Genomic DNA, 20,664 nt, shown 5'->3' on the forward strand with positions numbered 1-20,664 from the left:
ACACTCCTGACTATTGCCAAACCAACGGTCAGACATCGGTGAATACGTGCTGTCTGACGGAGTCTAACTTAGCGAGGAATCAGATTGCGTGCCTCAAAAAAGGTGTTAAGAGCCGAATTGATCGCGGCCTGTCGTTCATCTTCTGAAATAGATTCCCGACTGGCATCAAGAACCTGATCAACTCCATCCTGACGGAGGCTAAACAACTCGCTATACTGGCCGAGTGTCAAACCCATGTTGGACAACTGATGGGCTCCCTCTGTTCCTGAAATATCTGGGCGAAGCGCATCTTGAGCATCGGTCAGATTGGCTTCTGCATCATCAAACCGTGACTGCTCGTAGGCTCGGATACCTGTTTCAATAGCAGTAGCAGAATCTAAAAACGATTGTTGGGCCCGAATATGTCGATCAAAGACCTCTCGTTGGGTACGAAGGGACCCAAGAACCGCCTGCTGGTTCGGAACAAGTGTTCGGCCCTCCGATGTGACCTCGCTTGGCGATTTTTTGGCGTCCGACAGTTGTGATATTGACTGCTCGAAAGAAGCGGTGTCTAATTTGGAAGTCGGATTATAATCAAGTTCCCCTGTGTGATTGAGGACTTCGAGTTCGGACTCCCCAACCGAAATGTAGAGGGAGTCTGCGGCACCCAACGATGTCAGAAGTGTACTATAGTACCCTGTTGCGGTACGAAGTGCGCTGAGCCGCTGTTTGATTTTCGGATCATCAGGAAAGTCTTCGCTGAGAACCTGATTGACCGTATTAAGTCCCGATTCAACTTCGTTGTGAAGATCCCAGCTTGAATTTGGATCTGCGACATCAGCCTCGTTCAACGTTGTAGCTACCCTTGCGAATCGCGTCTCAGCCGTCTTGATCTGATCTTCTGGGGTAGGTTCTGTTTCCGTGTTCTGACCAAGTAATAGCGGTGCTCCACCGATAGCAGCACCACCGACCAGAAGCCGACGTCGCGTGATCTGCTCGCGAACATCTTCCGCATCTATGTCTTCAAAAAACCTATTCAGATCATCCATTACCTGACTTACTTGTCTACAATACTTAAATTCTCCCGGCTCAACAACCCAACTATGGCAGAGCCAGACCCGGAACGACTGTCTGAGATACAGTCAACAATCCAATCTGGACTGCGGGTACATGCACGCGATGAGCGACGTGTCCAGTCAGTCCAACTTGCTGGTGATCTCTCTACAATCTACGAAGAACTTGATGACACAGAACTCCCGACTGAAGGTGGTGGCGAAGACGTGAATGCCTTTTTCAGTACAACCGATCGGAGCCTCCAGCGAACGCGGAAAACCGTCGAAGTTGTCGAAGATAGTCTCAACATCGGTCTTGGACACAGCAAACTCACCCGCCTTGCGATGACCGGTGCGCAGTTGAATTCCGGTGTTGCCCTCGTGATTGCGACGCATAACCTCCTGATTACTGCAAACAATCTAGATCACGCTCGTGGTTCAGTTGAGTCAATTCGGGACATTGCAGCTGAGCGGTTTCACGAATTCTATCGGGCGATTGGCCTATTTGTCACGGAGGCGATCCTGTTTACCACGCCGATCAACTATCAGATTGCTTGGCGGGGTACGAGATATCTGAACAATCGGTTCCTCTATTCACTCCGGCACAGTGGGTTCTCAGGGACGATTGACACGACGCTGAAAGGGCTTCACCGGATCATATTGAGTGAGATCCACTACGTCATCCGTGGAATTGTCCCAGCTGGGCTTCGGGCCCCGGAAGAGTTCGTGACGTATCTCACGTCAATGGCGATACAGACGCTTGGGCTACTCTGGGAGTTCACAGATCTTGGGGTTAGAGAGATTCGTGGGAAGACAGAAGAGATTGTACACGAGTATCAACAGTTTGTCGGGGATACGTACGAGGTTGTGACAGCAGATGTGGACGTAGATTCAGTGATTATGAACGCCGTCGCTCAGTTTAGAGGCGAACTTGATTTCTTCCGATTGGCCTCTCCGTATACAGACTCAAGGATTTGAGGTACTGTAGCCCATTTTTTGGCATAGGGTTATCTGTCTAGTAACTATTCTGATCATCTGATTTCGTTTCAGATGGCCATATTGGCCCCTCTGGACGAGGGATCTCCTCTACCAAATCCTTCTCGAACTTCGAAGCTCTCCAGGCGATCACATTCTCTTTCCGCTGGACGTACTTTTTATCGGTATCCAGCCAGCGGGCAATATCCTCGTAACTGTGACCAGCACAGAGCAGCACCATCAACGCGAAATCGAAGCGATCTAGATTGCTCTCGTTCGCATCGGCATCAATACGGTCGATGAACGCCTTCGAAGCATCACCGACAAACTTCAGCAGTATCTCATACAGTTCCTCGTCATCAAAGCCATCAAACGTGAACCCCTCCGTGATGTTGTTCCCAGGGTCATTCTCTTCGGTATCCCAGCGAATCTCGTCGAGGGCCGCTCTTTCACAGTCGTGAAGTCTCGACAGGAGCTCTGGATACTCCTGTTCCCAGGTCGTGATTGTATCAGCTACAGCCTCAGATTGAGCGTGTTCGATGTAGGGCGCACATCCTCGCTTCGCGATGGCTGATTCGATGTTCTTTCCCGAGATCGTCAGTAGCACGGACGCACATCGATCAGTCTTCTCAAGGATCTGTGCGACTTCGCGACGCGACTCGAGTTCGTCAAGGCCTGCACGTTTCTGCGCGTCGTGGACGAGGTTGTTTCTGCGTTCTTTGACCTCGATAAGGGACCCGTGGTCACCCTCGGTCAGTATTTGGATATCACAGAGTTTCTCTAATCGCTTAGCGTGCCCCACACTCCGAACGTGCTCTGTGATGCTGTCGAGACGAGCTTCCTCGCGAAAGAGTTCGTTCAGGACCGTTTCCGTCGTCAACTCTTCGATGAGTGCTGAGGCAAGGAGTAGATACGAAAAGAATGACCGTTCAACTTCGCTGTCGATCTCGTCGGTGGACCGGATTTTTTCAGCTATTTCAGCACGCTGTTCGAGATAATACTCGAGGACGTTGTCTGAGTGCCCGACTAGAGAGTTTTGGCGTTCTACGTATGCAACTTGGAGTAGTAACTCCTTATCGAAAGGGGTGCTCTCACTCAGCTCCTGGCACTTCTGGAGTGAATTTGTGGGGAGATGGCGAGTCAAATAATCGATGTCGTCGTAGACGAGCGGCGTATTCGTCGGGCAATTGTCTACGATTGACTGAAAGTCGTCGTTGTCAGCGAGCTCGTTAAGAGCAGCACGTATCTCGTCGACGCTAAGTTCTCGGACATCTTCTGACAGGTCGGGGTTTTCACCGACTGGAACAACGCGGTAAGACGCATCTCCAACGATGACGACCGGCCCTTCCAAATCGAGAACTTGGTATTCCCCGATAGGGCTCAGAGAGACTGTCTCTGTGTCTATTGCGAACGATAAGTCGAGATCAGTATAGTCGCCCACGCGTCAAAATTGCAAAGAGCTCTATTCGACCTGGGCTTCGTACTCGTCCCAAAGCGTGTCGATGTCAGTGCCGGTCTCCTCAGAGATATGGCGCAGCAACTGCGCCCTGTTCTCGAACCGACGGAGCTGACCCTTTGCGCTCATAGTGAAATATAGTTGCTCCTGCAGTAATAAATCACGGGGATACATTTTTGCTCAACAAAACACGACCTATCAGCCCCTATCTACTCAGCAAATGTGGGTGATGGTTGGTCGATAGCTGTGTATTCCTGATCTCGGCTGGATCGGTTTGCTTCGAAGAGGTTGTATTGAGTCATCTTTGATGGATCTGTCCAAACGGATTCGCTTGGTTCGCGGATCATCGGGATCTTCGGAATAGTGCCCGTTGATCTCGCTCGGCTTGACCGGGCCGTGCTCGTGAACGGTGTTGTAGATGACCCCCTGATACAGAGTGAGCGAGTCGAGGCTCTTCTATTTGATCTGGGCGCGAGTATCCTCGGCGGCATTCAGAGAATGTCGCAGGCGGCGAACGTCCAAGCCGACATCCGGAGCGCCAGACGGTACAATCGAAATTATCGCCGCTGGCTCCAACTTCGGAGTCGACGGGAAGCACTCACCGACGAACGACAGCGACTCGTGAGTCGATACGAAGCCCTCGACCCAGCGAATGTAACAGGAACTCTCAAAGCGAGTGTGATCGCGATTCTCTTGGCGATCGTTGTGCCTTCGCTTGCGTACCTCCTCCGGGTCTTGGGGCTAGCACCGGAGATCGGACCAGCGGGAGTGCGCTCGATAGCTGTGTTCGTAGCGTGGGTGTTTGGTCTCGGCTACGTATTCTTACACCTCTATCGAGAAATCACGGAGGTCTCGGACGAGTTGCCCAAGCGACCAGTGGATGATGACGCGACAGATGCGTCGGACGAGAATCAGACGGCCTAACGATGAACTAAGTGGGAGGATAGAGTGGTATCGATAGAATGCCACCTGAGTGGGGCGCTGATGTACGCCCGCTAATCAAAAATGGAGTCCAAGCTGTCATCGAACGGCACTCCGACGTAGATGTCGATCCACCTACACGGACGTTCCATCAACTGAGTGCTGGCGGGTTTATGCAGAACACCGAGGAGGTTTCGGTACCAACTCCCGGCGACCGCTTCGACGACGGTGACCTCTTCGATACACTCTATGCTGGTGAATTTATAGAGGCGGCCCAGCGCATCTACGATCAGCTCCCGGATCCTCCCGACGACAATCAGTTATCCGAAGCCAACCGTGTCGAATCTATCGAGCGGGGGCTGTTCGAGTTCGTCGGTGTCGTGTTGAATTACGCCGGCGAGTTTCAGTACGACGAGGATGCCTTCGCAGCCGCCTTCAAGGAGCAGTTCGACCCCCGATTCACCGATCGAGAGTACTCCCGATTCCTGCTCGTTCTGAAGAACACCTCCATCGAGCCAGACATCACGATCAACCTCGAAACGGAGATCCAAGGTAGCCCGGACTATCTGGGACCATACGCCGTTGACACGCTCCGGATTCGCCCCTTAGACCGTCTGGAGGAAGCCGGAATCGCGACGTACGAAGCTTCGGGGACGAGCGTCCTCGAACCAGTCGAGACGCTCGGTGCATGCGGCCCGAACGCAGCGCTAGAAATCGTCCTCCGTCGCCGCCGGCCTTATCGGGATATCGCTCGCGAGATCGATGACACCGAAATCACGCCCTGGGAACGTCCCGAATTCGATGTCACACCGGTTGATGTCTATCCCTGGCAGCAATTGACCGACGTGATCGAGTATCTCGCGGGAAGCGTTCGCCGGTGTCTGCGACTTCTCTACCCGATGGGGACTGTTGGCTACGAGAAGGGCTACAACGTAGTGCCCGGCTGGAAAACGTACCGTGGGATTACGGCACCAGTCACCTTTGAACTCAAATTCGAGTGCCCAAGTTCGACGACAGGAACCCATATCGCTGAGGATCGTGCCTTGGAGATCCCCCGGCTGTGGAGAGATCATCGGCGTCGAATCGCACCCGACCATGACAAGTTTCAGAACCCGCTGTCCCGGTTCGAGCGAATGTTCAGCCGGGAGTCCCTTGAGGATCAATTAGTCGACTGCGTCGTTGGCTGCGAAACAACCGTGTTGAAAGGTGGCTCTCCTGGCGGGAACAAATATCGGCTCGGTGTTCGGACGGCAGTGCTTCTGGGTGAGCAGAACGCTCGCAATTGGTCGTCAGAACGGATTGGGGAGTTCTTCAGAACGCTGTACGACTACCGGAACAAGGTCGTGCATAAGGATACAACACTTCCAGACGAACCGACCGGTAGAAACCTGATCTCAGTCGATGATGAGGTATTCGTTGCCAGTACATTTCTTATCCACGCTCGCGAACTCTATGCAGACCTCATTCTGGATTATCTTGATCTAGTTGCATCTCAGGGTGCGTCCATCCCGGATATTAACGAACAACGCTCTTCCGTAGGAGATTGTTGATACACCCTCTCGTTGCAGACGCCACTCAGTAGCTGGCCGTTAGAGCCGCTGCAGCGCCAGTTCTTTCTTCGTCCAGCTCACAACAGAATCGCAAGAGGGCTCTCTATCAACAATGTACTACACAAGAGCGTGCTGGTGATCGCTCTTGTGAAGCACGTTGTTGATTTTCAGAGCGCAGCATCGATAGCATGTTTGAGCGCTTCATCACCCGGTTTTCTATAGAGTTCACGCCGAAGCTGAAACGCTCTGAGATACGGTGTTAGCTTGTCTTTCGAGACTCCTCGATGCGGCGAGAGCCACGGTCGCACCAGCGACCCGTGGCTCTCGCAGGTATTGACGTGCACATCTCCATCAGCGTACTCACCATCGCCGTGGACGACGTATTCGCGGGCGAATGCGTCGTCCTTCTCAAGCGGGTCGTACGCGCGAAATCCGTCGGTATACACCGTCAGCGGCTCCTCTTCGTGGTCCGCGAGCAGGAGCCGAACCGTCGATTCGTCGGCGGATTTCGCTGGCACGACGTACCGCTGGTCGTTGCCGCGATCAACGAGCGTGAACACCGGTGGTTTGTCTCCCTCGTACGAGCCACGACCGCGCGTGGACAGGCCACGCGAGCGCGACTTCTGGTCGCGCTCGCGGCCTTTCAGCCCCGCAGAGACGTACACTTCGTCGATTTCGACCGGGCCAGACAGCGTGAGCGAAGGCGCGTCGAGCGCTCTAGCAAAGCGCTCGACGCGCTGTCTTACCGTTCTGTACGAGAGATCGAGTTCAGCCTCGATCTGCCGAATGCTCGTGTTGAAGCGTAAGAACACGCAAATCGTGAAGTACCACTCTTTGAGTGTGAGCTTCGAATGAGCGAAAATTGTGTCGGTCTTATCGTTGAATGTGCGACCACAATTCTTACACAGATACCGCTGATACACCCGATAGCTGCCGTTTCTGACCGTCAGGTCAGAACGGCAGCGGGGGCATTCGACACCGTCACGCCAGCGGACCTGCTGGAGCAGGTCCGCGGCAGCCGATTCCGACACGAATCGGTTCACAGGGAACATATCGGGCACCGCTAGCGCGGTGCCCTTGCCCTCTTCGACTTTGAGCCGCTGCTCCCGCCATCAACAATCTACTTCACAAGAGCGTTTATAATTATTTGGGCTGGCGTTGGGGAGTCAGCCTGCCATCGAACGTGGTTTGTGTCCGTGTTGTCGGCTTCCTCTCGCGCCTGAAGACGCGGGTTTCCGCCTTGCAGTCATTAATGAGTCGCCGACTACGTTCGATAGAGCGAGTACAAGATCAGCGGTCGTGTTCTAGTACTTTGGTGCGAGCAAGCAGTGGGAGGATCTCAAAGAACCGCAACCCGGGGCTGATCATCTCTTGATCTCCAACAGTAATTACGTCTAGTGATACGAGTGGCCCGGTGTGATCCCGTTTGAGACTGTGATACATCGCTGTGGCCTCACTTCGTGGGAGTTGGGTTGCTGACTCTTCTTGCTCGAAGGCAGCCACGTGTGAAGCCACATGCCGTAGTGGCATCTCCCATGTGTCGGCAATCGCGAGACACCAGATCGTACGGCGGCGACGAGAGCTAGAGAGCAGTTGGTGGATATCGGCATCTGCCGCGCGCTCAGGCTGATTACGAGAAGGCGTGTCACTCATTGGAATCTCCATGAAATGTCGTGATGGCAGTGGGATCGACAGCGGGGAGTGGTTCGGTACCATCTGGTCTCTTCTGTGCGTAGTCGTACTCGAAGTTTGCGTGCTGGGCCGCTGTTGGATCAAGATGTCGCTTGAGACCGGATTTTGCGATCACTACTCGAGAGAGTAGTGAGAGTGTCTGCAACTGTTGGAGGCCACCTATGGCCTGAGCTTGTCGATCCATTGGTTTTCGTGGGCAGAATGAGCCCACCAATCAAGCACCACAAACTTGTCTCACGGCGCTCTCGTCAACGGCCTGTGTCGTGCTTATATCTACTTTTTGATATGATTGTGCGCAGCACAGATACTGTGGGTCGGTTCCAACGAGTATGTGTACGAGGTCGCCACGGTGGCCCACTCGTGCTCATCCATGAGCAGCACAACACAACTGCAGAAGATCGAACGTGTCGCACAAAAATATGGCCTTGATGATATCGGTGATGAGTTAGTTGCCTACTGGGACGATGGGGGCCCTGACAAGTCGACCCGGGAGCTCGCGGCGTACTTCAATTACCACGTTACTGATACTGCCCTCCGGAACGCAGGCATCATCCTTGACCGTGAGGTCGTTGAATCGATCGCAGAAAAACTCGGGACGGATAAGGCTCGCCTCACAGAGTCGGAATTCGGTGAGCGCGATGTCGATCTGCGCGAGGTCAAAGAGGATCTGGTCACGTATCAGACGGTGTATACGTACCTGTGTGAGATCCGCGGCATCGAGTACACCAAGACCAGCCGTGACAAGTCCCAATACCTCAGTACCCTGCGTAAACTCCATGGTCGCGTGGAGATGATCGATCGGGACACAGCCGCGAAACTGGTACAGCGGGACGAAATTGATGGCCCAACACCGAACATTGATGTCGATGTCACAGCGCAGTGTCCAGCTTGCCATTCCAAGACGAACCTGCTGATCTACCTCTCAAACGGTGGCTGTCCGACACCGGAGTGTGCAGATCACGCGTGAATCGCCTCGGGACTTGGCCTCGAGATCACCCCACAGTAGCCGCTCACCCGCTACACGCAATACCGAGACGGTATACCGGACACGCTGACTAGTTTCGCCCCACGGCGGAGACTTACGGAGAATCAAGGAGAAAGCCTCGCGCTTCAGCGCGGGGATGAATCCGACAACTCCTCCACAGTCCATCGCTCGAAGGCATCGCTGGATATTCTACGCCCTGTGAATGACCACTGTTAAGTTGGATTGCTGTCATAGGTTATGTATGGCAAAACAGGTCGTCACGCGCACCTATACTGCTTCCATTCGGAACCAGTCACAGGTGTCGGACGATCTTGATGCCCTTGGGTTCGCAGCCTCGAAACTCTGGAACGTCGGGCGGTGGACATGCAGCCGGATTTGGGACGAGATCGGTCACATACCAACCCACACCGAACTCACCGCGTACCTCAAGAACCACGAACGCTATGATGACCTGCATTCGCAGTCAAGTCAGCGAGTCCTTCAAGAACTCGCTGAAGCGTTCAGTGGGTGGTACGGCAAACGACGCAACGGAGACACGAGAGCGAACCCGCCCGGCTACCGCAAACACGGTGACGAACACCCGCGCTCAACGGTCACGTTCAAAGCCGCTGGCTTCAAACTCGACACCCAGTACAACCGCGTCCGACTCTCTCAAGGGTCGAACCTCAAGGAGTATTGGTCGGACTTCATCCTCTGTGAGTTCCAAACTCGTCCCGACGTTGATCTCTCCGCCGTGGAGACCGTCCAACAAGTGAAGGCGGTTTGGACAGGCGATGAGTGGGAACTACACTTCGTGTGTAAGGTTGAAATAGAGGAATCTGAGTCGCCCGGCGAACAGACAGTTGGCATTGACCTCGGTATCAACAACTTCGCCGCACTCGCCTTTGAGGACGGCTACAGTGAGTTGTACCCGCTGAACTGTCTGAAGCAGGACGACTACTACTTCAGCAAACGGATCGCCCGGTGTGACAATTCGAACTCTGAACAAGCCACGCGGCTGAACCAGAAAAAAGCGAGTCGTCGCACGCACTACTTCCACACCCTCTCGAAGCACATCGTTCAGCGGTGTGTTGAGGAAGATGTCGGCACGATAGTGATCGGCGACCTCTCTGACATCCGCAAGGACGACGAGACCGATGAGGCGAAGAACTGGGGCAAGCATGGCAATCTCGACTTGCACTCGTGGGCGTTCGGCCGCTTCACGGAGTTGCTCACCTACAAAGCCGAGATGGAAGGGATCATTGTCGAAGAGGTGTCTGAGCGCGATACGTCGAAGTCGTGTTCATGTTGTGGTCGCAAGCGGGATGCAAATCGTGTCGAGCGCGGACTGTATGTGTGCGACGAGTGCGGGACAACGGCGAACGCAGACGTGAACGGAGCCGAGAACATCCGACAAAAAGTATCTCCGAGTTCACCGAGTTTGTCGGTGGATAGGAGTAACGGCTGGTTGGCACAGCCATCGACGTTCCTGTTTGACAAGGAAGCTGGCGCATTCGCGCCTCAAGAACGGGTAACGTCGTAAACCACAATATCCCAACCCAGCGGCGCGGTGCCGTGGGAATCCTCGCGCTTCAGCGCGGGGAGGATGTCAACAGTGTCCGGATTGCGGTCGCGGGGAGGCACAGTTACGTACCGGATTCGAGGTTCACCACCTCGACGGCGACGCACACAACAACGACCCGTCAAACCAGATTGCGCTTTGTAGACCGTGTCACAATCTCCGAGAGGGGAAGAAGCCGAGCATCCGCTCTATCGAGCACCTCCGGAATCAGATCAACCTCGACGAATCAAGCCCACCGGTATCTGAACCGCAAGGCCCACGCGAGTGCGACGTGTGTGACAGAGAACATGACTACGAGTTTCAAACATACGCCCCGGATTTGGATCTTTGCAAGCTCTGTGACGAGACCTTCGAGTGGTCGAAATCGGGGAAACAGTCACACATCTCCCGTGAGGAAATCCACCGGTTACGGAAACGCTGGATAGCAGAACACCCCGATGCAGCAGTGATCTCCGATCTCACTCAACTTTCTCGCGGGGACATGATCGCAGTCACTGACTCGAATTACGTCACTAAGCAGGAATTCTGGGTGTACTCTGTCTCACGAGCGGGATTCACGTACGCGAACTGCGATGAAGTTGGTGGCCAAATCACGGCAACTGGGACACCCGATTTAAGCATCCAGAGGCTTGATGAGTCACCACCTGCCCGGAGCGTGCAGACCGACATTCAAACTTTTCTTGACGCCGAGCAGGTCGTTCGATACAATACAGACTCATTCAAGGAGCGTGTTCACCTCCACCGGTTCGCAAATGGGATCGATTCATAATCGTCTCGTTTTGAGTCCATCACCGCCAGTGGTCTTTAGAAGTAGCACAATGTGATGACACACGAGCGTGACGTCGGAGAACGCCGAGCGCGCAGGTGACCACAAATGACGGGCACAGACGTTACGACAGAGACGGCGTCGAGCGACAACGGCTCGAGCTACGCCTGTCGTGAGTGCGCGTGGCGAGGGAACGACTACAAGCTACTCGATAACGGTACACCCGAGGGACGGGCGGTGTGTCCGGGGTGCGAGGGCGGGCTCCTCCTGGCTCGCGACGCACGCGTGGTGGACGGGGGCGTCCATGCCGAGTGAACAGCCCACACCCGTCCGCAACGTCGCCGAACGCCTTGCGGAGCGCGGCGCCGAGCTCGCCGGCGAGCGCCTCCAGGTGACGCTCGGTAACGACCGCACCCACACGGTCACTGTCGACGACGTGACCCACGAGCCGATGGGCGAGACCGACACCGCCCTGCTGGAAGTCGCCGTCACGTTTGAGGCTCTTCCCGACGTGGGCCTTCCGGCGCACCAACACGGAACGATGCAGGGTGAGATCACGGTCGTGGAGTCCGACTCTGCGGGCTGGGGGATGCCGGCACTCCTCCAGCTCGTCGAGACGGACGCCGGCGACGAGGAGTATGCAACTGTCGGAGCCGTCGCGAGCGTCGCGAGCGCCGAGGAGGTGACCGCGTAGATGCCGAACCAGATCACGTCAACAGGCAACGGCTACGCACTCCAGGTGACGAAGCCCGCGCGGAGCGCGGGCCTCGTCGATGAGACGTCGGAGGGCGATACCACCTACCGCGCTGACGTGGTGGCGTACGGCTTCGACGGCGCGATCTGTGTGATCGACGCGGACACCGACCGGGTGTCCATGTCCGAGCGCGCCGATCTAGTGGCGGCGCTCACGAGCGCGACCGACTCCATCCACACGGGGATCCGAACGCGCATCCAGCACTCCGGTTCCACGGGGTACCGCGTCCAGATTCCCGTCGTTGGGACGGGCTTGCAGGAGGGCGACGGCCTGCCCTGCCATGCGGCCCCCGGCGTGCTGTTGATGGCACCACTCGACACGTCACTGCCCGTCGGCAGCCTGCTCGATCGCGTCCGGTGAGTCACGCAGGTTTCTCACTCGAGACCACACTTCCGCTGCACATCCTGTTTGATTTCGCCGGCAGACGCTTGCCCACCCCCTTCGACTTACAGAATCTCAAACGCGGGCGCCTCGGCGAGCTCGTCCATACCGTCGAACTCCTCCGCGAACCGTTCGACGAGCGCCGGCCCGCTCCGATTGTGGAGCGGAGCTTTCGCTTGAACCCGGCATGTTCGTCGGTGGCGAGCTGATCGAGTGCCCGCCTGATGTTCCGGTGTCGGTGTTCGACAATCTCAACGTTGAGCTCGGCGTCGACGCCGTCGACGCGACGCGCACGGTGTCGTCGTCAGTCACATCGGTGTGGAGCATGCTGTTTATACGAGAAGTTGGATGTCGGCATCAGCCATTTCCTGAAACGCGGAGGCGGCGCCGACTCCGGTGGTAACCCCCTCATAGAAGTCGGATTCGTCATACTCGAGTAGGTCGATCGTCATCTGGCAGGCTTGAAGGTCGACACCGCTGGCAATCGCCGTTTCGATCAGTTCTTCGACGGAGGCAACGTCGTTGTCCTCGATCTTCGAGCGCATCATGCGCGTCGTCATGCGGTCCATGCCGGGGAGTGCAGCGATGACGTTGGGAACTGGCATGTTGGGATTGCCCACGGAGCTCAGCTGTAAGTTCTTTGAGTTCTCCTCGTGGAGAATTTCGAGTCCCCAGAAGGTGTGGAAGACGGTGACCTCGTATCCGAATGCGGCGGCCGTGCTGGCGAGGATGAGTGGCGGATATGCCATGTCGAGCGTCCCCTTCGTCGCGATGATGACCATCTTGTCGGGGCCGTCGTCGGTGTCCACGCTTGCGATGTCGGCTTCGAGCTCCTCGACTCGCGCTTGGAGCTCGGCGACCGCTTCCGCCGAGGGAGCACCGGCGTCTGACTCGTCGGTAGGGGGCGCGTCGGTGCTCATTTACTCGACCTTCCGGATGTAGTGCTTGAACACGTCCGTTCCGGATTCCGTGGCCTCGATCTGGTCGACAAGCTCGGCATCAGCCGTCGACTCCGCCCACCCCGCAATGTCGCTCATGCTGCCAGCGTCGGTAGCGACGACCTCAATGGTCTCGCCAGCAGCGAGGTCGTCGAATGCACCCTTCGTCTTGATAACGGGCATCGGGCAGTTCTGTCCTTTTACATCGAGCGTCGTATCTGTAGTTTCCGTGCTCATGATTATCTAGACTCTGTTGTGGCTATTACACAATATTAGTGGCAAAGGTATAACTCTGATGGTGTGGCAAATGGCCAATATAGAGGCACAGTTTAGAATAGAGATCACTATTAAACGGTCTCCATTGGGTTAAGAAGGAGTTTAAGAGACACCGCCGGAGGTAATATTGTGGGAATAGAGGATTTCTATCCGAACGTTTATGTTGGTGAAGGCGATACAGTATTGTACGAAATGATGGAAAACGTGGATTTTCCGGTTCCGGAATCCGATGTCGAGTCGGTGTCTCCCGAGACGTTGAAGGCCCGTATCGACGCCGGAGAGGACGTGACACTACTGGATGCCCGCATGACGGGCGATTATGAGGAGTGGCGGATCGACGGTGATTCGGTTACCAGCATCAATATTCCGTACTTCGAGTTTCTCGACGAGGAGATCGACGACGACGTACTCGCATCGATCCCTGCCGATGAGCATGTAACGGTCCTCTGTGCGAAAGGGGGCGCAAGCGAGTTCGTCGCCGGCGCGCTCGCGGACCGTGGCTACGATGTCGATCACCTCGAAGAGGGGATGAACGGGTGGGCTTCCATTTACGAGGCACACGAAGTCACCGGCTACACAGGAGCTGGCACTCTCCTGCAGTACCAGCGTCCATCGAGCGGTTGTCTCGGCTACTTCCTCTATGACGGTGAGGAGGCCGCCGTGATTGACCCCCTTCGCGCGTTTGCCGACCGCTATCTCGAGGACGCCAAAGAGCTCGGCGTCGAGCTAACATACGCGTTCGACACGCACGTTCACGCGGATCACATCTCCGGACTCCGTGCGCTCGGCGAGCGCGGTGTCGAGGCTGTGCTCCCGAAGGAGGCCGCCGACCGTGGTGTCACCTACACAGACGAGGTGACACTGACGAGCGACGGAGACACCTTCGCCATCGGCGACGCGACGGTCGAGACGGTGTTCACGCCCGGTCACACGTCGGGAATGACATCGTTCCTCCTTGACGACAGCCTTCTCGCAACCGGCGATGGGCTGTTTATTGAGAGCGTCGCTCGACCCGACCTTGAGGAGGGTGACGACGGTGCGGCCGACGCCGCGCGCACGCTGTACGACTCCCTGCAGAATCGCGTGCTCGCGCTCGACGACGACGTACTCGTGGGTGGCGCCCACTTCAGCGAGGCCGCCGAGCCCGCGGGCGACGGCACGTACACGGCACCCATCGGCGAGCTGACCCAGCGCATGGACGCGCTCTCGATGGACGAAGACGCGTTCGTCGAGCTCGTTCTCTCGGATATGCCCCCACGCCCCGCCAATTACGAGGAGATCATCGGGACGAACCTCGGAACGAACGAGGTTGACGACGAGGAGGCATTCACGCTCGAGCTCGGGCCGAACAACTGTGCCGCAAGTCAGGATGCACTCACCAGTGACTAACGATACTACGCGAGGACGCAGATGATAGCCGAACTCGTCGGTGCGGGAACGTTTGAGGCGCTGTTTCCCAACGGGATCTCCCGATACGCCGTCGGTGGCATCCTCGTCGGATTGGGGACGGTCCTCATCTATCTGGGGACTGGCATCACCGCCGGCGCGAGTACGTTTCTCGAGTCGACGCTGTCGTACGTCTCCAACCGGGAGCGGTTCCAGCAGTTCAGGTTCGTCAGCTCTCGGGATTGGCGGGTCGTGTTCACGCTCGGCATCGTGGGCGGTGCGGCGATCTACGCGCTCACCTTCCAGTCCGGGCTCGTGACGAGCGGGCTCTATGCCGCGGGCAACACTGGCGAGCTTCGAGAGGTCGCTGGCGTCACGATCTGGCTGACTGACGTTCAGCCATGGCGGCTGTTCCTCGGCGGGATTCTCGTCGGCATCGGGACCCGCATCGGGAAGGGGTGTACGTCCGGCCACGGGATCTGCGGGGTTGGCTCCGTGTCAAAAACGTCGCTCGTCGGTGTCGCGACGTTCCTCTTGGTCGCGATCGTCACTGCAAACCTCGTGGCTGCGCTGGGGGTGAGCCCGTAGATGGCCGACCGACATCCGCTGTTCATGCCACTGATCCTACTCGGTGGGCTCGTCTTCGGGTTCGGGCTCGGCTTCAGCCACATGGCCCGTCCAGAGGTCGTGTTGAACTTCCTGACGTTCGACGACTTCGGCCTGCTGTTCGTCATGTTCGGTGGATCCGCGGTCGCCGGCCTCGCGTTCTGGCTCGTTCCCAAGCTTCGGTCCGATGCGCCCCTAACCGGACAACCGTACGGGCGCCGTCTGAAGTCGCTCGACCGCAAAGTGCTAATCGGCGGGTCGGTCTTCGGCGTCGGCTGGGGGCTCTCCGGAATCTGTCCGGGGGCAGCCTACGCCAGCCTCGGCGTCGGCAACGTGACGATCCTGTGGGCCATCGCCGGCATGTTCGTCGGTGCGTACGTCCAAGGCGTGTTCCGCAGCGAATCGACCACGTCCGGATCGGCCACACCGTCCGACGACTGATGGTCCGTGGCGACAATCAGGTCATATGACGCTGCCTGATACCGTCGTTCCGGGGCTCTCGAGCACTCGGATTCTTGAGATCGCGGACGATCTCGTCGCGGTAGACACGAGCAATCCTCCGGGAGACACCACAGAACTTGCCGAGTGGACGGTCTCGTTCTTTGAGACGCTTGGGCTCGACCCGGAGGTCGTCACTAGTGATCCTGCCAAACCGAACGTTCTGGCGACCCTCCCCGGTGAGGCTGACAAGACGCTTCTGTACAACGGTCACCTTGACACTGTCCCGTTCGGCGCGTCCGCGTGGAGCTACGACCCGCTCGGTGAACGCGACGGCGACCGCCTGTACGGCCGCGGGGCAACCGACATGAAAGGGCCACTGGCGGCGATGCTCCACGTTGCCGAAACCTACGTCGAAACGGGAGTCAACCCACCCGTGAACCTCTTGTTCGCCGTAGTGAGCGACGAGGAGACCGGAGGCGCTGCAGGGGTGTCTGCGTTGGTCGAACAGGGGGTGTTTGAGGAGACGACTCCTGATGCCTGTGTGATCGGCGAGACGACGTGTTCTGCGGGTCGCCATTCGGTGACTGTCGCCGACCGCGGGAGTATCTGGCTGACGCTCCGTGCGGAGGGGACGGCTGCCCACGGGTCTCGCCCCGTGCTCGGCGTCAACGCCGTCGATGCGCTGTGGGAAGCGGTGTCCACAATTCGACGCCGGCTGACGCAGCGTGACCTGTCGCTCGGCACCGACGTGCGTCGAATCGTGGACGAATCGGTGTCGTACTACGAGCCGAGTATGGGCCGAGAGGCGGCCGAGAAGCTGTTCGTCCACCCGTCGGTTAACGTGGGAACGTTCGAGGGTGGCGACGCCGTGAACACCGTTCCGGACACGGCCCGGGCTCAGCTTGACGTGCGGATCTCCGCCGGTGTCGACACGAGTACTATTCTCGCCGACGTTCGTGACTGCCTCGAAGAGTTCCCGTTGGTGTCGATCGAGGATGCGAGCTGGTCCGTCGGCACGTACGAACCACCGGAAAGCCCACTCGTGGAGTCCGTCGTGGACATGGCGTCACGCGTCGCCGGCGACCGCATCTACCGCCGGAGTGCGACGGGCGGCGGGGACGCGAAGAAACTCCGGAATGCGGGGGTTCCCACGGTCGAGTTTGCGTTCGGGACGGACACCGTTCACGCCATCGACGAATACACGACTGCGGACGCGCTTGTCGCCAACGCACGAGTGTACGCCCAACTGCCGAATGCTTGGACTGACGCCGTTGTAGAATCGTGATCAGGTGGTCTCCGTCGGAAATGGACAGGGCAGATTCGCTGACATCCATGGGTCTGCCGAACGAAAGTAGCGCCCCCATTGCGGAGAATTAAAACGACCGGTCTCTTCCCCTACGTTTGTCGACGATCGCCGAGCACGTGGGTAGTGTACGTAACAAGCAGTAGGAGAGCCCCAAATCCTGCAGTGCCCATAGCGAGCGGTGCTGTCGTAACCAACTCTCCGAATGGGTCCGTGAGCAGGAGCACCCCGATGGTAAGCGCTGCGGCGATCGCGATCGCGACCGCACCGAACAGCTTGAATGCGCTATCCAGGTCGATTCGGCGGGGGCGGATCGTCTGACTCATAACTCACTATACGGTTGTGGGGGATTTATGAATGACTGACTGTTCCCAGTGAGAGAGAATGTTTTGCTGATAGAACTCACCAACACTTCTCAGAGATTGACCGCACACACGTCACGGGCCGAATGACGAACGACCACTCCGACAAGTAGGGTGGTACTGAGGACGAACGCAATTGTCGACACTGAATACGGGATGCTACCACTAAACGCCGGTACCATTCCGATTGAGGCACTGACAGCAAGTAACGGGAGGATACAACCAGCACACGAGAGGAGACCGATAACGCCTGCCGCTGCTGACCCTGACCGATTCTGTAGCGCCTGTGCAATCAAAAATCCTAGCGTCACGTACCCGATAACCTGAAACGGTACGGCGACGACGGTAATCACGAACGCATCGATACCGATTACCGGTCCCCATCCTGGAATCCCACCTGAGGTAGTGATCCCAAGCTCTGTCCACCCCACGGAGAGACCGCCACTGATCCACGTAAGCAGAATTATGTAGCCCCCAGCGATTACTGTCTCAAACGCGGATATACGACGGACCAGATGGCCAACGGTGGCGAAAGCACCTCCGACTGTGGTGAGCCACACAAACGGATACACGGCTCGGCTGAGGTCAAGAACCTCGTTTGATCCAAATATTAGGTACATTGTTAAAAAGACGAGGTATGCGAGCGCGACTAGCGAGCTACCGAGCAGCGCTCTGTAGGCAACGCCGCTCCGGCCACAGAGCCGGGATGGGAGGCCTTTAGACGGTGATTTGGCGCTACTGTTCCCGTCCGAAACCGTTGCGTCCGCACCAGACCCTACCCCTTCCTCAACGGCTTTCATAGCTCACGACACCTCGTCGGTACCAGTGTCAGTCCGCCAGCCGCCATTTATTATCACGACGTAGACGAGGATGAGTGCAAGTACGATCACCGCGGTCAGATACGGAATCAGGGGTACCGACATCCCAAACAGCTCCGCAACCGTTCGGAGTTCGTAGGCGATAACGCCGAACACGGCGAGCGCGACGAGTAGTCCCCCTCGCGTAATGTCGACGCTCATGGAGCCACCCCCCACAGTGCCTCGATCACGGTCTGTGCGGTTACGAACGGATCAATCCACACCGGGAATGCGCTTCCTCCCGGACCAAAGAGACCACCGCGAGCAACAATCGAGCCAAGCGGTAGGGCGTACGCGAGTACGACGAGCAGCACCGCCACACCGACCCACAGCCTGAGATTGTCGAGCACTTTCGGAGCGTCCTCGGGACCGGACAGTGCGGGTGGTAGTGGCTCCGCGAGCCCGGACACCTTCGGGTTCCCCATCGTTAGCACGATATTGGCTAAAAACAGCACTGTCGAGATGAAAAGCAATGCACCGCCGATAGCGATCTGCACGTTTAGCTCTTGGAAGCCGCCAAACGTGCCTACGTAGTCGAACCCAGCGTACTCCGGTTCCGCCGTCCTGCGCGGCACGCCGAGCAGTCCCTGTGCGTGCATCGCGTTGGACATAAGCGCCATGCCGACAAACCAGAGGACGACCTGCATAAGCCCGATCTGGGGGCTGTACAGCGGTTTATTCGATATCTGAGGCCACAGCCAGTACGTCCCCGCCATCATTGTTAATGCGACGGCAGTGCCCACGGTGAGGTGGAAGTGTCCGGGGACCCACAGCGTGTTGTGGATCATGTAGTTGATGTTGAGTCCAGCGTTGACCATCCCGGAGAATCCACCAGCGGCAAACATCAGTCCAGCAAGCATCATTCCGGTAAACGCAGGGTTGCGCCACGGCAGCGACCGGAGCCAACCGAATATCCCAGTGCCTCCACGCTTTCGTGCACCGTACTCAACGCTGGCGACGACCGTAAATGCGGTGAGTAGGCTGGGTAACAGCAAGAACATCGTGTTGGTCATCGAGATGAATTTGAATCCCTCGGCGATCCCCGGGTCGAGATATTGGTGGTGGATCCCGACAGGAGTTGACAGCAGAAGGAACAGCAGGAAGACAACGCGGGCCAGCGGGTCGCTGAATAGCCGTCCGCCAGCGATCTTCGGAAGAACGGTGTACCATAGGAGGTACGCGGGCATCAGCCAGAAGTAGACAACTGGATGACCAAAGAACCAGAACAGCGTCCGGGTGAGTGTCGGGTTCACCGTATCAATGAGACCGAGCGACCAAGGGAGCAAGAACACGAGGATGGATACTGCGATACCCACTGTCGCGATGTACCACATCACCATCGTTGTTAGCACCATGAACGTCTGGAGTGGGATTCGTTCATCAGGGTTCTCCTCGCGCCACGCAAGCCAGGTTCGGAACCAGTCCGCGCCCGCAACCCACGTACCGATGACGAATACAGTCAACCCGGCGTAAAACAGTGGATGTGCCTGTAGCGGCGCGTAAAACGTGAAGAGCACGTCTGCGCTCATGTCGATCCGATTAGTGAAACCTGCGAGAATCGCCACGCCGGTCATCGTCATGCCGCCGGCCATAAGCCCGTACCACGTCCAAGTGATCCGCATATCCACCGTGGGACGATCGAGACTGCGGACGATTGCCCAGGTGAACAGTCCAACGAGGAAGAAGATCGTGAAGCTAATTACGAGGAACACGCCGTGTGCGGTGAGGAACGTGTAGTAGTCAACGGAGCTGAACGGTCGGGCGATACCCGTCCGGTGGAGTGTCTGGATAATACCGAACAGCGCGCCGATTCCCAGCGCAAAAAAGGCGCTTAAAAATGCCGTACGGACGAGCTTAGCTGCGTCCGGGAACTTGTCGACGAACGTAGGTTCGTGTTCTAGTTCGACACTCATGCGCTTCCACCTCCGTGTTCTTCCTCGTATTCATCTTCGGGGACAACCTCCAGAGTCCCCTCCATTCCGTGGTGGGCCGCGCCGCAGTACTCGTTACAAACGATGCCGTACTCACGCGGTTCGTTCACCTCAACGGTGATCTCGGCGACTTCTCCAGGTACCACCATCGTGTTGGCGTTGGTTTCGACAACTTGGAAGCCATGAATCACGTCGGGAGAAGTAATGAAGAACGTCACTTCGCTATTCTCAGGGACGACGATTGGGTCAGGATCGAAGTTGAACTGGTAAGCGACGACGTACGCCTCATACGCGTTATCGTCAACCTGTTCAACACGTGGATCTGCGAACCGCTCATCTTCCTCAAGTGCCTCGGGATTCAGCGTTTCTTGGCTGTCGGCCACCATCGCAATGCCGGGACCAACTGCGCCGTACGTGACGCTGCCAATGAGCAGCAGGATTAATACGACCGATAACGCGAGCCAAATTTTCTCGTATGAGTGAATGTGCATC

The 20,664-nt window shown here is 57.1% G+C and carries 22 protein-coding genes and 1 pseudogene; 10 read left to right on the forward strand and 13 right to left on the reverse strand.

The window, feature by feature from the left end; translation table 11 throughout:
* Positions 1–68: 68 nt before the first annotated feature.
* Positions 69–1,028, reverse strand: coding sequence for a hypothetical protein (locus ACYQ07_RS03200; RefSeq protein ID WP_459877271.1), 960 nt, complete (start codon positions 1,026–1,028; stop codon positions 69–71).
* Positions 1,029–1,082: 54 nt separating this feature from the next.
* Between ACYQ07_RS03200 and ACYQ07_RS03205 the strand changes: the two genes are divergently transcribed.
* The gene (locus ACYQ07_RS03205; RefSeq protein ID WP_459877274.1) at positions 1,083–2,009 is read left to right on the forward strand and encodes a hypothetical protein; all 927 of its coding nucleotides are present in this window, start codon (positions 1,083–1,085) and stop codon (positions 2,007–2,009) included.
* Between the two features lie 37 nt (positions 2,010–2,046).
* Here the strand turns inward: ACYQ07_RS03205 and ACYQ07_RS03210 are convergent, their stop codons facing one another.
* From ACYQ07_RS03210 to ACYQ07_RS03220, 3 genes and pseudogenes are all read right to left on the reverse strand, one after another.
* The gene (locus ACYQ07_RS03210) at positions 2,047–3,447 is read right to left on the reverse strand and encodes a hypothetical protein (RefSeq protein ID WP_459877277.1); all 1,401 of its coding nucleotides are present in this window, start codon (positions 3,445–3,447) and stop codon (positions 2,047–2,049) included.
* Between the two features lie 21 nt (positions 3,448–3,468).
* Positions 3,469–3,591, reverse strand: a complete 123-nt coding sequence (locus tag ACYQ07_RS03215) for a hypothetical protein (RefSeq protein WP_008528531.1) — start codon at positions 3,589–3,591, stop codon at positions 3,469–3,471.
* A gap of 80 nt (positions 3,592–3,671) precedes the next feature.
* Positions 3,672–3,957 (reverse strand): annotated as a pseudogene (locus ACYQ07_RS03220) (AAA family ATPase); the annotation flags it as partial.
* 599 nt (positions 3,958–4,556) lie between these two features.
* On the opposite strand from ACYQ07_RS03220, the gene ACYQ07_RS03225 reads away from it, so the two are divergent.
* On the forward strand, positions 4,557–5,933 hold the full coding sequence (locus ACYQ07_RS03225; protein WP_459877280.1) for a hypothetical protein: 1,377 nt from the start codon (positions 4,557–4,559) through the stop codon (positions 5,931–5,933).
* Positions 5,934–6,100: 167 nt separating this feature from the next.
* Here the strand turns inward: ACYQ07_RS03225 and ACYQ07_RS03230 are convergent, their stop codons facing one another.
* On the reverse strand, positions 6,101–6,985 hold the full coding sequence (locus ACYQ07_RS03230; RefSeq protein ID WP_459880214.1) for an IS1595 family transposase: 885 nt from the start codon (positions 6,983–6,985) through the stop codon (positions 6,101–6,103).
* A 238-nt stretch (positions 6,986–7,223) separates the two neighbouring features.
* Positions 7,224–7,649, reverse strand: a complete 426-nt coding sequence (locus tag ACYQ07_RS03235) for a DUF7344 domain-containing protein (RefSeq protein ID WP_459877283.1) — start codon at positions 7,647–7,649, stop codon at positions 7,224–7,226.
* 307 nt (positions 7,650–7,956) lie between these two features.
* On the opposite strand from ACYQ07_RS03235, the gene rdfA reads away from it, so the two are divergent.
* The 4 genes from rdfA (at position 7,957) to ACYQ07_RS03255 (ending at position 12,051) form a co-directional block, all read left to right on the forward strand.
* Entirely contained in the window at positions 7,957–8,592 is a 636-nt protein-coding gene (gene rdfA / locus ACYQ07_RS03240) for a rod-determining factor RdfA (RefSeq protein ID WP_459877286.1), read from the forward strand.
* 259 nt (positions 8,593–8,851) lie between these two features.
* The gene (locus ACYQ07_RS03245) at positions 8,852–10,132 is read left to right on the forward strand and encodes an RNA-guided endonuclease InsQ/TnpB family protein (RefSeq protein ID WP_459877288.1); all 1,281 of its coding nucleotides are present in this window, start codon (positions 8,852–8,854) and stop codon (positions 10,130–10,132) included.
* Positions 10,133–11,241: 1,109 nt separating this feature from the next.
* The gene (locus ACYQ07_RS03250) at positions 11,242–11,631 is read left to right on the forward strand and encodes a hypothetical protein (RefSeq protein WP_459877291.1); all 390 of its coding nucleotides are present in this window, start codon (positions 11,242–11,244) and stop codon (positions 11,629–11,631) included.
* Positions 11,632–12,051, forward strand: coding sequence for a hypothetical protein (locus tag ACYQ07_RS03255; protein ID WP_459877294.1), 420 nt, complete (start codon positions 11,632–11,634; stop codon positions 12,049–12,051).
* 353 nt (positions 12,052–12,404) lie between these two features.
* Here ACYQ07_RS03255 and ACYQ07_RS03260 read toward each other — a convergent pair whose 3' ends face one another.
* Both ACYQ07_RS03260 and ACYQ07_RS03265 read right to left on the reverse strand, forming a co-directional pair.
* The gene (locus tag ACYQ07_RS03260; protein WP_459877297.1) at positions 12,405–12,992 is read right to left on the reverse strand and encodes a DsrE/DsrF/DrsH-like family protein; all 588 of its coding nucleotides are present in this window, start codon (positions 12,990–12,992) and stop codon (positions 12,405–12,407) included.
* Positions 12,993–13,247, reverse strand: a complete 255-nt coding sequence (locus ACYQ07_RS03265) for a sulfurtransferase TusA family protein (protein WP_459877300.1) — start codon at positions 13,245–13,247, stop codon at positions 12,993–12,995.
* A gap of 234 nt (positions 13,248–13,481) precedes the next feature.
* On the opposite strand from ACYQ07_RS03265, the gene ACYQ07_RS03270 reads away from it, so the two are divergent.
* Genes ACYQ07_RS03270 through ACYQ07_RS03285 form a run of 4 tightly spaced genes read left to right on the forward strand, consistent with a single transcriptional unit; the run spans position 13,482 to position 17,004 of the window.
* Positions 13,482–14,675: an MBL fold metallo-hydrolase gene (locus tag ACYQ07_RS03270; protein WP_459880217.1), complete on the forward strand. Its 1,194-nt coding sequence runs from the start codon at positions 13,482–13,484 to the stop codon at positions 14,673–14,675.
* Between the two features lie 21 nt (positions 14,676–14,696).
* Positions 14,697–15,260, forward strand: coding sequence for a YeeE/YedE family protein (locus ACYQ07_RS03275; protein ID WP_459877303.1), 564 nt, complete (start codon positions 14,697–14,699; stop codon positions 15,258–15,260).
* Positions 15,261–15,719 (forward strand): YeeE/YedE family protein, encoded by a 459-nt coding sequence (locus ACYQ07_RS03280; RefSeq protein ID WP_459877306.1) that lies wholly within the window; start codon positions 15,261–15,263, stop codon positions 15,717–15,719.
* 25 nt (positions 15,720–15,744) lie between these two features.
* Positions 15,745–17,004 (forward strand): M20 family metallopeptidase, encoded by a 1,260-nt coding sequence (locus ACYQ07_RS03285; protein WP_459877309.1) that lies wholly within the window; start codon positions 15,745–15,747, stop codon positions 17,002–17,004.
* Between the two features lie 110 nt (positions 17,005–17,114).
* On the opposite strand, the gene ACYQ07_RS03290 is transcribed toward ACYQ07_RS03285, so the two are convergent.
* The 5 genes from ACYQ07_RS03290 to ACYQ07_RS03310 all read right to left on the reverse strand — a co-directional run bounded on the left by ACYQ07_RS03290 (position 17,115) and on the right by ACYQ07_RS03310 (position 20,663).
* Positions 17,115–17,348: a hypothetical protein gene (locus tag ACYQ07_RS03290; RefSeq protein WP_459877312.1), complete on the reverse strand. Its 234-nt coding sequence runs from the start codon at positions 17,346–17,348 to the stop codon at positions 17,115–17,117.
* Positions 17,349–17,437: 89 nt separating this feature from the next.
* Positions 17,438–18,184 carry a DUF7546 family protein gene (locus ACYQ07_RS03295; protein ID WP_459877315.1) on the reverse strand — a complete coding sequence of 249 codons (747 nt, stop codon included), beginning with the start codon at positions 18,182–18,184 and terminating at the stop codon, positions 17,438–17,440.
* A gap of 3 nt (positions 18,185–18,187) precedes the next feature.
* Positions 18,188–18,403: a CbaC protein gene (locus tag ACYQ07_RS03300; protein WP_459877318.1), complete on the reverse strand. Its 216-nt coding sequence runs from the start codon at positions 18,401–18,403 to the stop codon at positions 18,188–18,190.
* On the reverse strand, positions 18,400–20,154 hold the full coding sequence (locus ACYQ07_RS03305; RefSeq protein ID WP_459877320.1) for a b(o/a)3-type cytochrome-c oxidase subunit 1: 1,755 nt from the start codon (positions 20,152–20,154) through the stop codon (positions 18,400–18,402). Before ACYQ07_RS03305 ends, ACYQ07_RS03300 begins: the two co-directional genes overlap by 4 nt.
* Complete coding sequence (locus ACYQ07_RS03310) at positions 20,151–20,663, reverse strand: cytochrome c oxidase subunit II (RefSeq protein WP_459877322.1); 513 nt, start codon at positions 20,661–20,663, stop codon at positions 20,151–20,153. Before ACYQ07_RS03310 ends, ACYQ07_RS03305 begins: the two co-directional genes overlap by 4 nt.
* Position 20,664 lies beyond the last annotated feature (1 nt).

This window comes from Halorubrum gandharaense (genome assembly GCF_054654575.1).

Coding starts and splice junctions, on each gene's coding strand:
- ACYQ07_RS03280 (WP_459877306.1), top strand. CDS start 15,261: ATGGCCGACCGACATCCGCTGTTCATGCCACTGATCCTACTCGGTGGG.
- ACYQ07_RS03265 (WP_459877300.1), bottom strand. CDS start 13,247: ATGAGCACGGAAACTACAGATACGACGCTCGATGTAAAAGGACAGAAC.
- ACYQ07_RS03255 (WP_459877294.1), top strand. CDS start 11,632: ATGCCGAACCAGATCACGTCAACAGGCAACGGCTACGCACTCCAGGTG.
- ACYQ07_RS03310 (WP_459877322.1), bottom strand. CDS start 20,663: ATGCACATTCACTCATACGAGAAAATTTGGCTCGCGTTATCGGTCGTA.
- ACYQ07_RS03300 (WP_459877318.1), bottom strand. CDS start 18,403: ATGAGCGTCGACATTACGCGAGGGGGACTACTCGTCGCGCTCGCCGTG.
- ACYQ07_RS03225 (WP_459877280.1), top strand. CDS start 4,557: ATGCAGAACACCGAGGAGGTTTCGGTACCAACTCCCGGCGACCGCTTC.
- ACYQ07_RS03260 (WP_459877297.1), bottom strand. CDS start 12,992: ATGAGCACCGACGCGCCCCCTACCGACGAGTCAGACGCCGGTGCTCCC.
- ACYQ07_RS03285 (WP_459877309.1), top strand. CDS start 15,745: ATGACGCTGCCTGATACCGTCGTTCCGGGGCTCTCGAGCACTCGGATT.
- ACYQ07_RS03305 (WP_459877320.1), bottom strand. CDS start 20,154: ATGAGTGTCGAACTAGAACACGAACCTACGTTCGTCGACAAGTTCCCG.
- ACYQ07_RS03205 (WP_459877274.1), top strand. CDS start 1,083: ATGGCAGAGCCAGACCCGGAACGACTGTCTGAGATACAGTCAACAATC.
- ACYQ07_RS03230 (WP_459880214.1), bottom strand. CDS start 6,985: ATGTTCCCTGTGAACCGATTCGTGTCGGAATCGGCTGCCGCGGACCTG.
- ACYQ07_RS03250 (WP_459877291.1), top strand. CDS start 11,242: ATGCCGAGTGAACAGCCCACACCCGTCCGCAACGTCGCCGAACGCCTT.
- ACYQ07_RS03215 (WP_008528531.1), bottom strand. CDS start 3,591: ATGAGCGCAAAGGGTCAGCTCCGTCGGTTCGAGAACAGGGCGCAGTTG.
- ACYQ07_RS03200 (WP_459877271.1), bottom strand. CDS start 1,028: ATGGATGATCTGAATAGGTTTTTTGAAGACATAGATGCGGAAGATGTT.
- ACYQ07_RS03270 (WP_459880217.1), top strand. CDS start 13,482: ATGGAAAACGTGGATTTTCCGGTTCCGGAATCCGATGTCGAGTCGGTG.
- ACYQ07_RS03245 (WP_459877288.1), top strand. CDS start 8,852: ATGGCAAAACAGGTCGTCACGCGCACCTATACTGCTTCCATTCGGAAC.
- ACYQ07_RS03295 (WP_459877315.1), bottom strand. CDS start 18,184: ATGAAAGCCGTTGAGGAAGGGGTAGGGTCTGGTGCGGACGCAACGGTT.
- ACYQ07_RS03275 (WP_459877303.1), top strand. CDS start 14,697: ATGATAGCCGAACTCGTCGGTGCGGGAACGTTTGAGGCGCTGTTTCCC.
- ACYQ07_RS03290 (WP_459877312.1), bottom strand. CDS start 17,348: ATGAGTCAGACGATCCGCCCCCGCCGAATCGACCTGGATAGCGCATTC.
- ACYQ07_RS03235 (WP_459877283.1), bottom strand. CDS start 7,649: ATGGTACCGAACCACTCCCCGCTGTCGATCCCACTGCCATCACGACAT.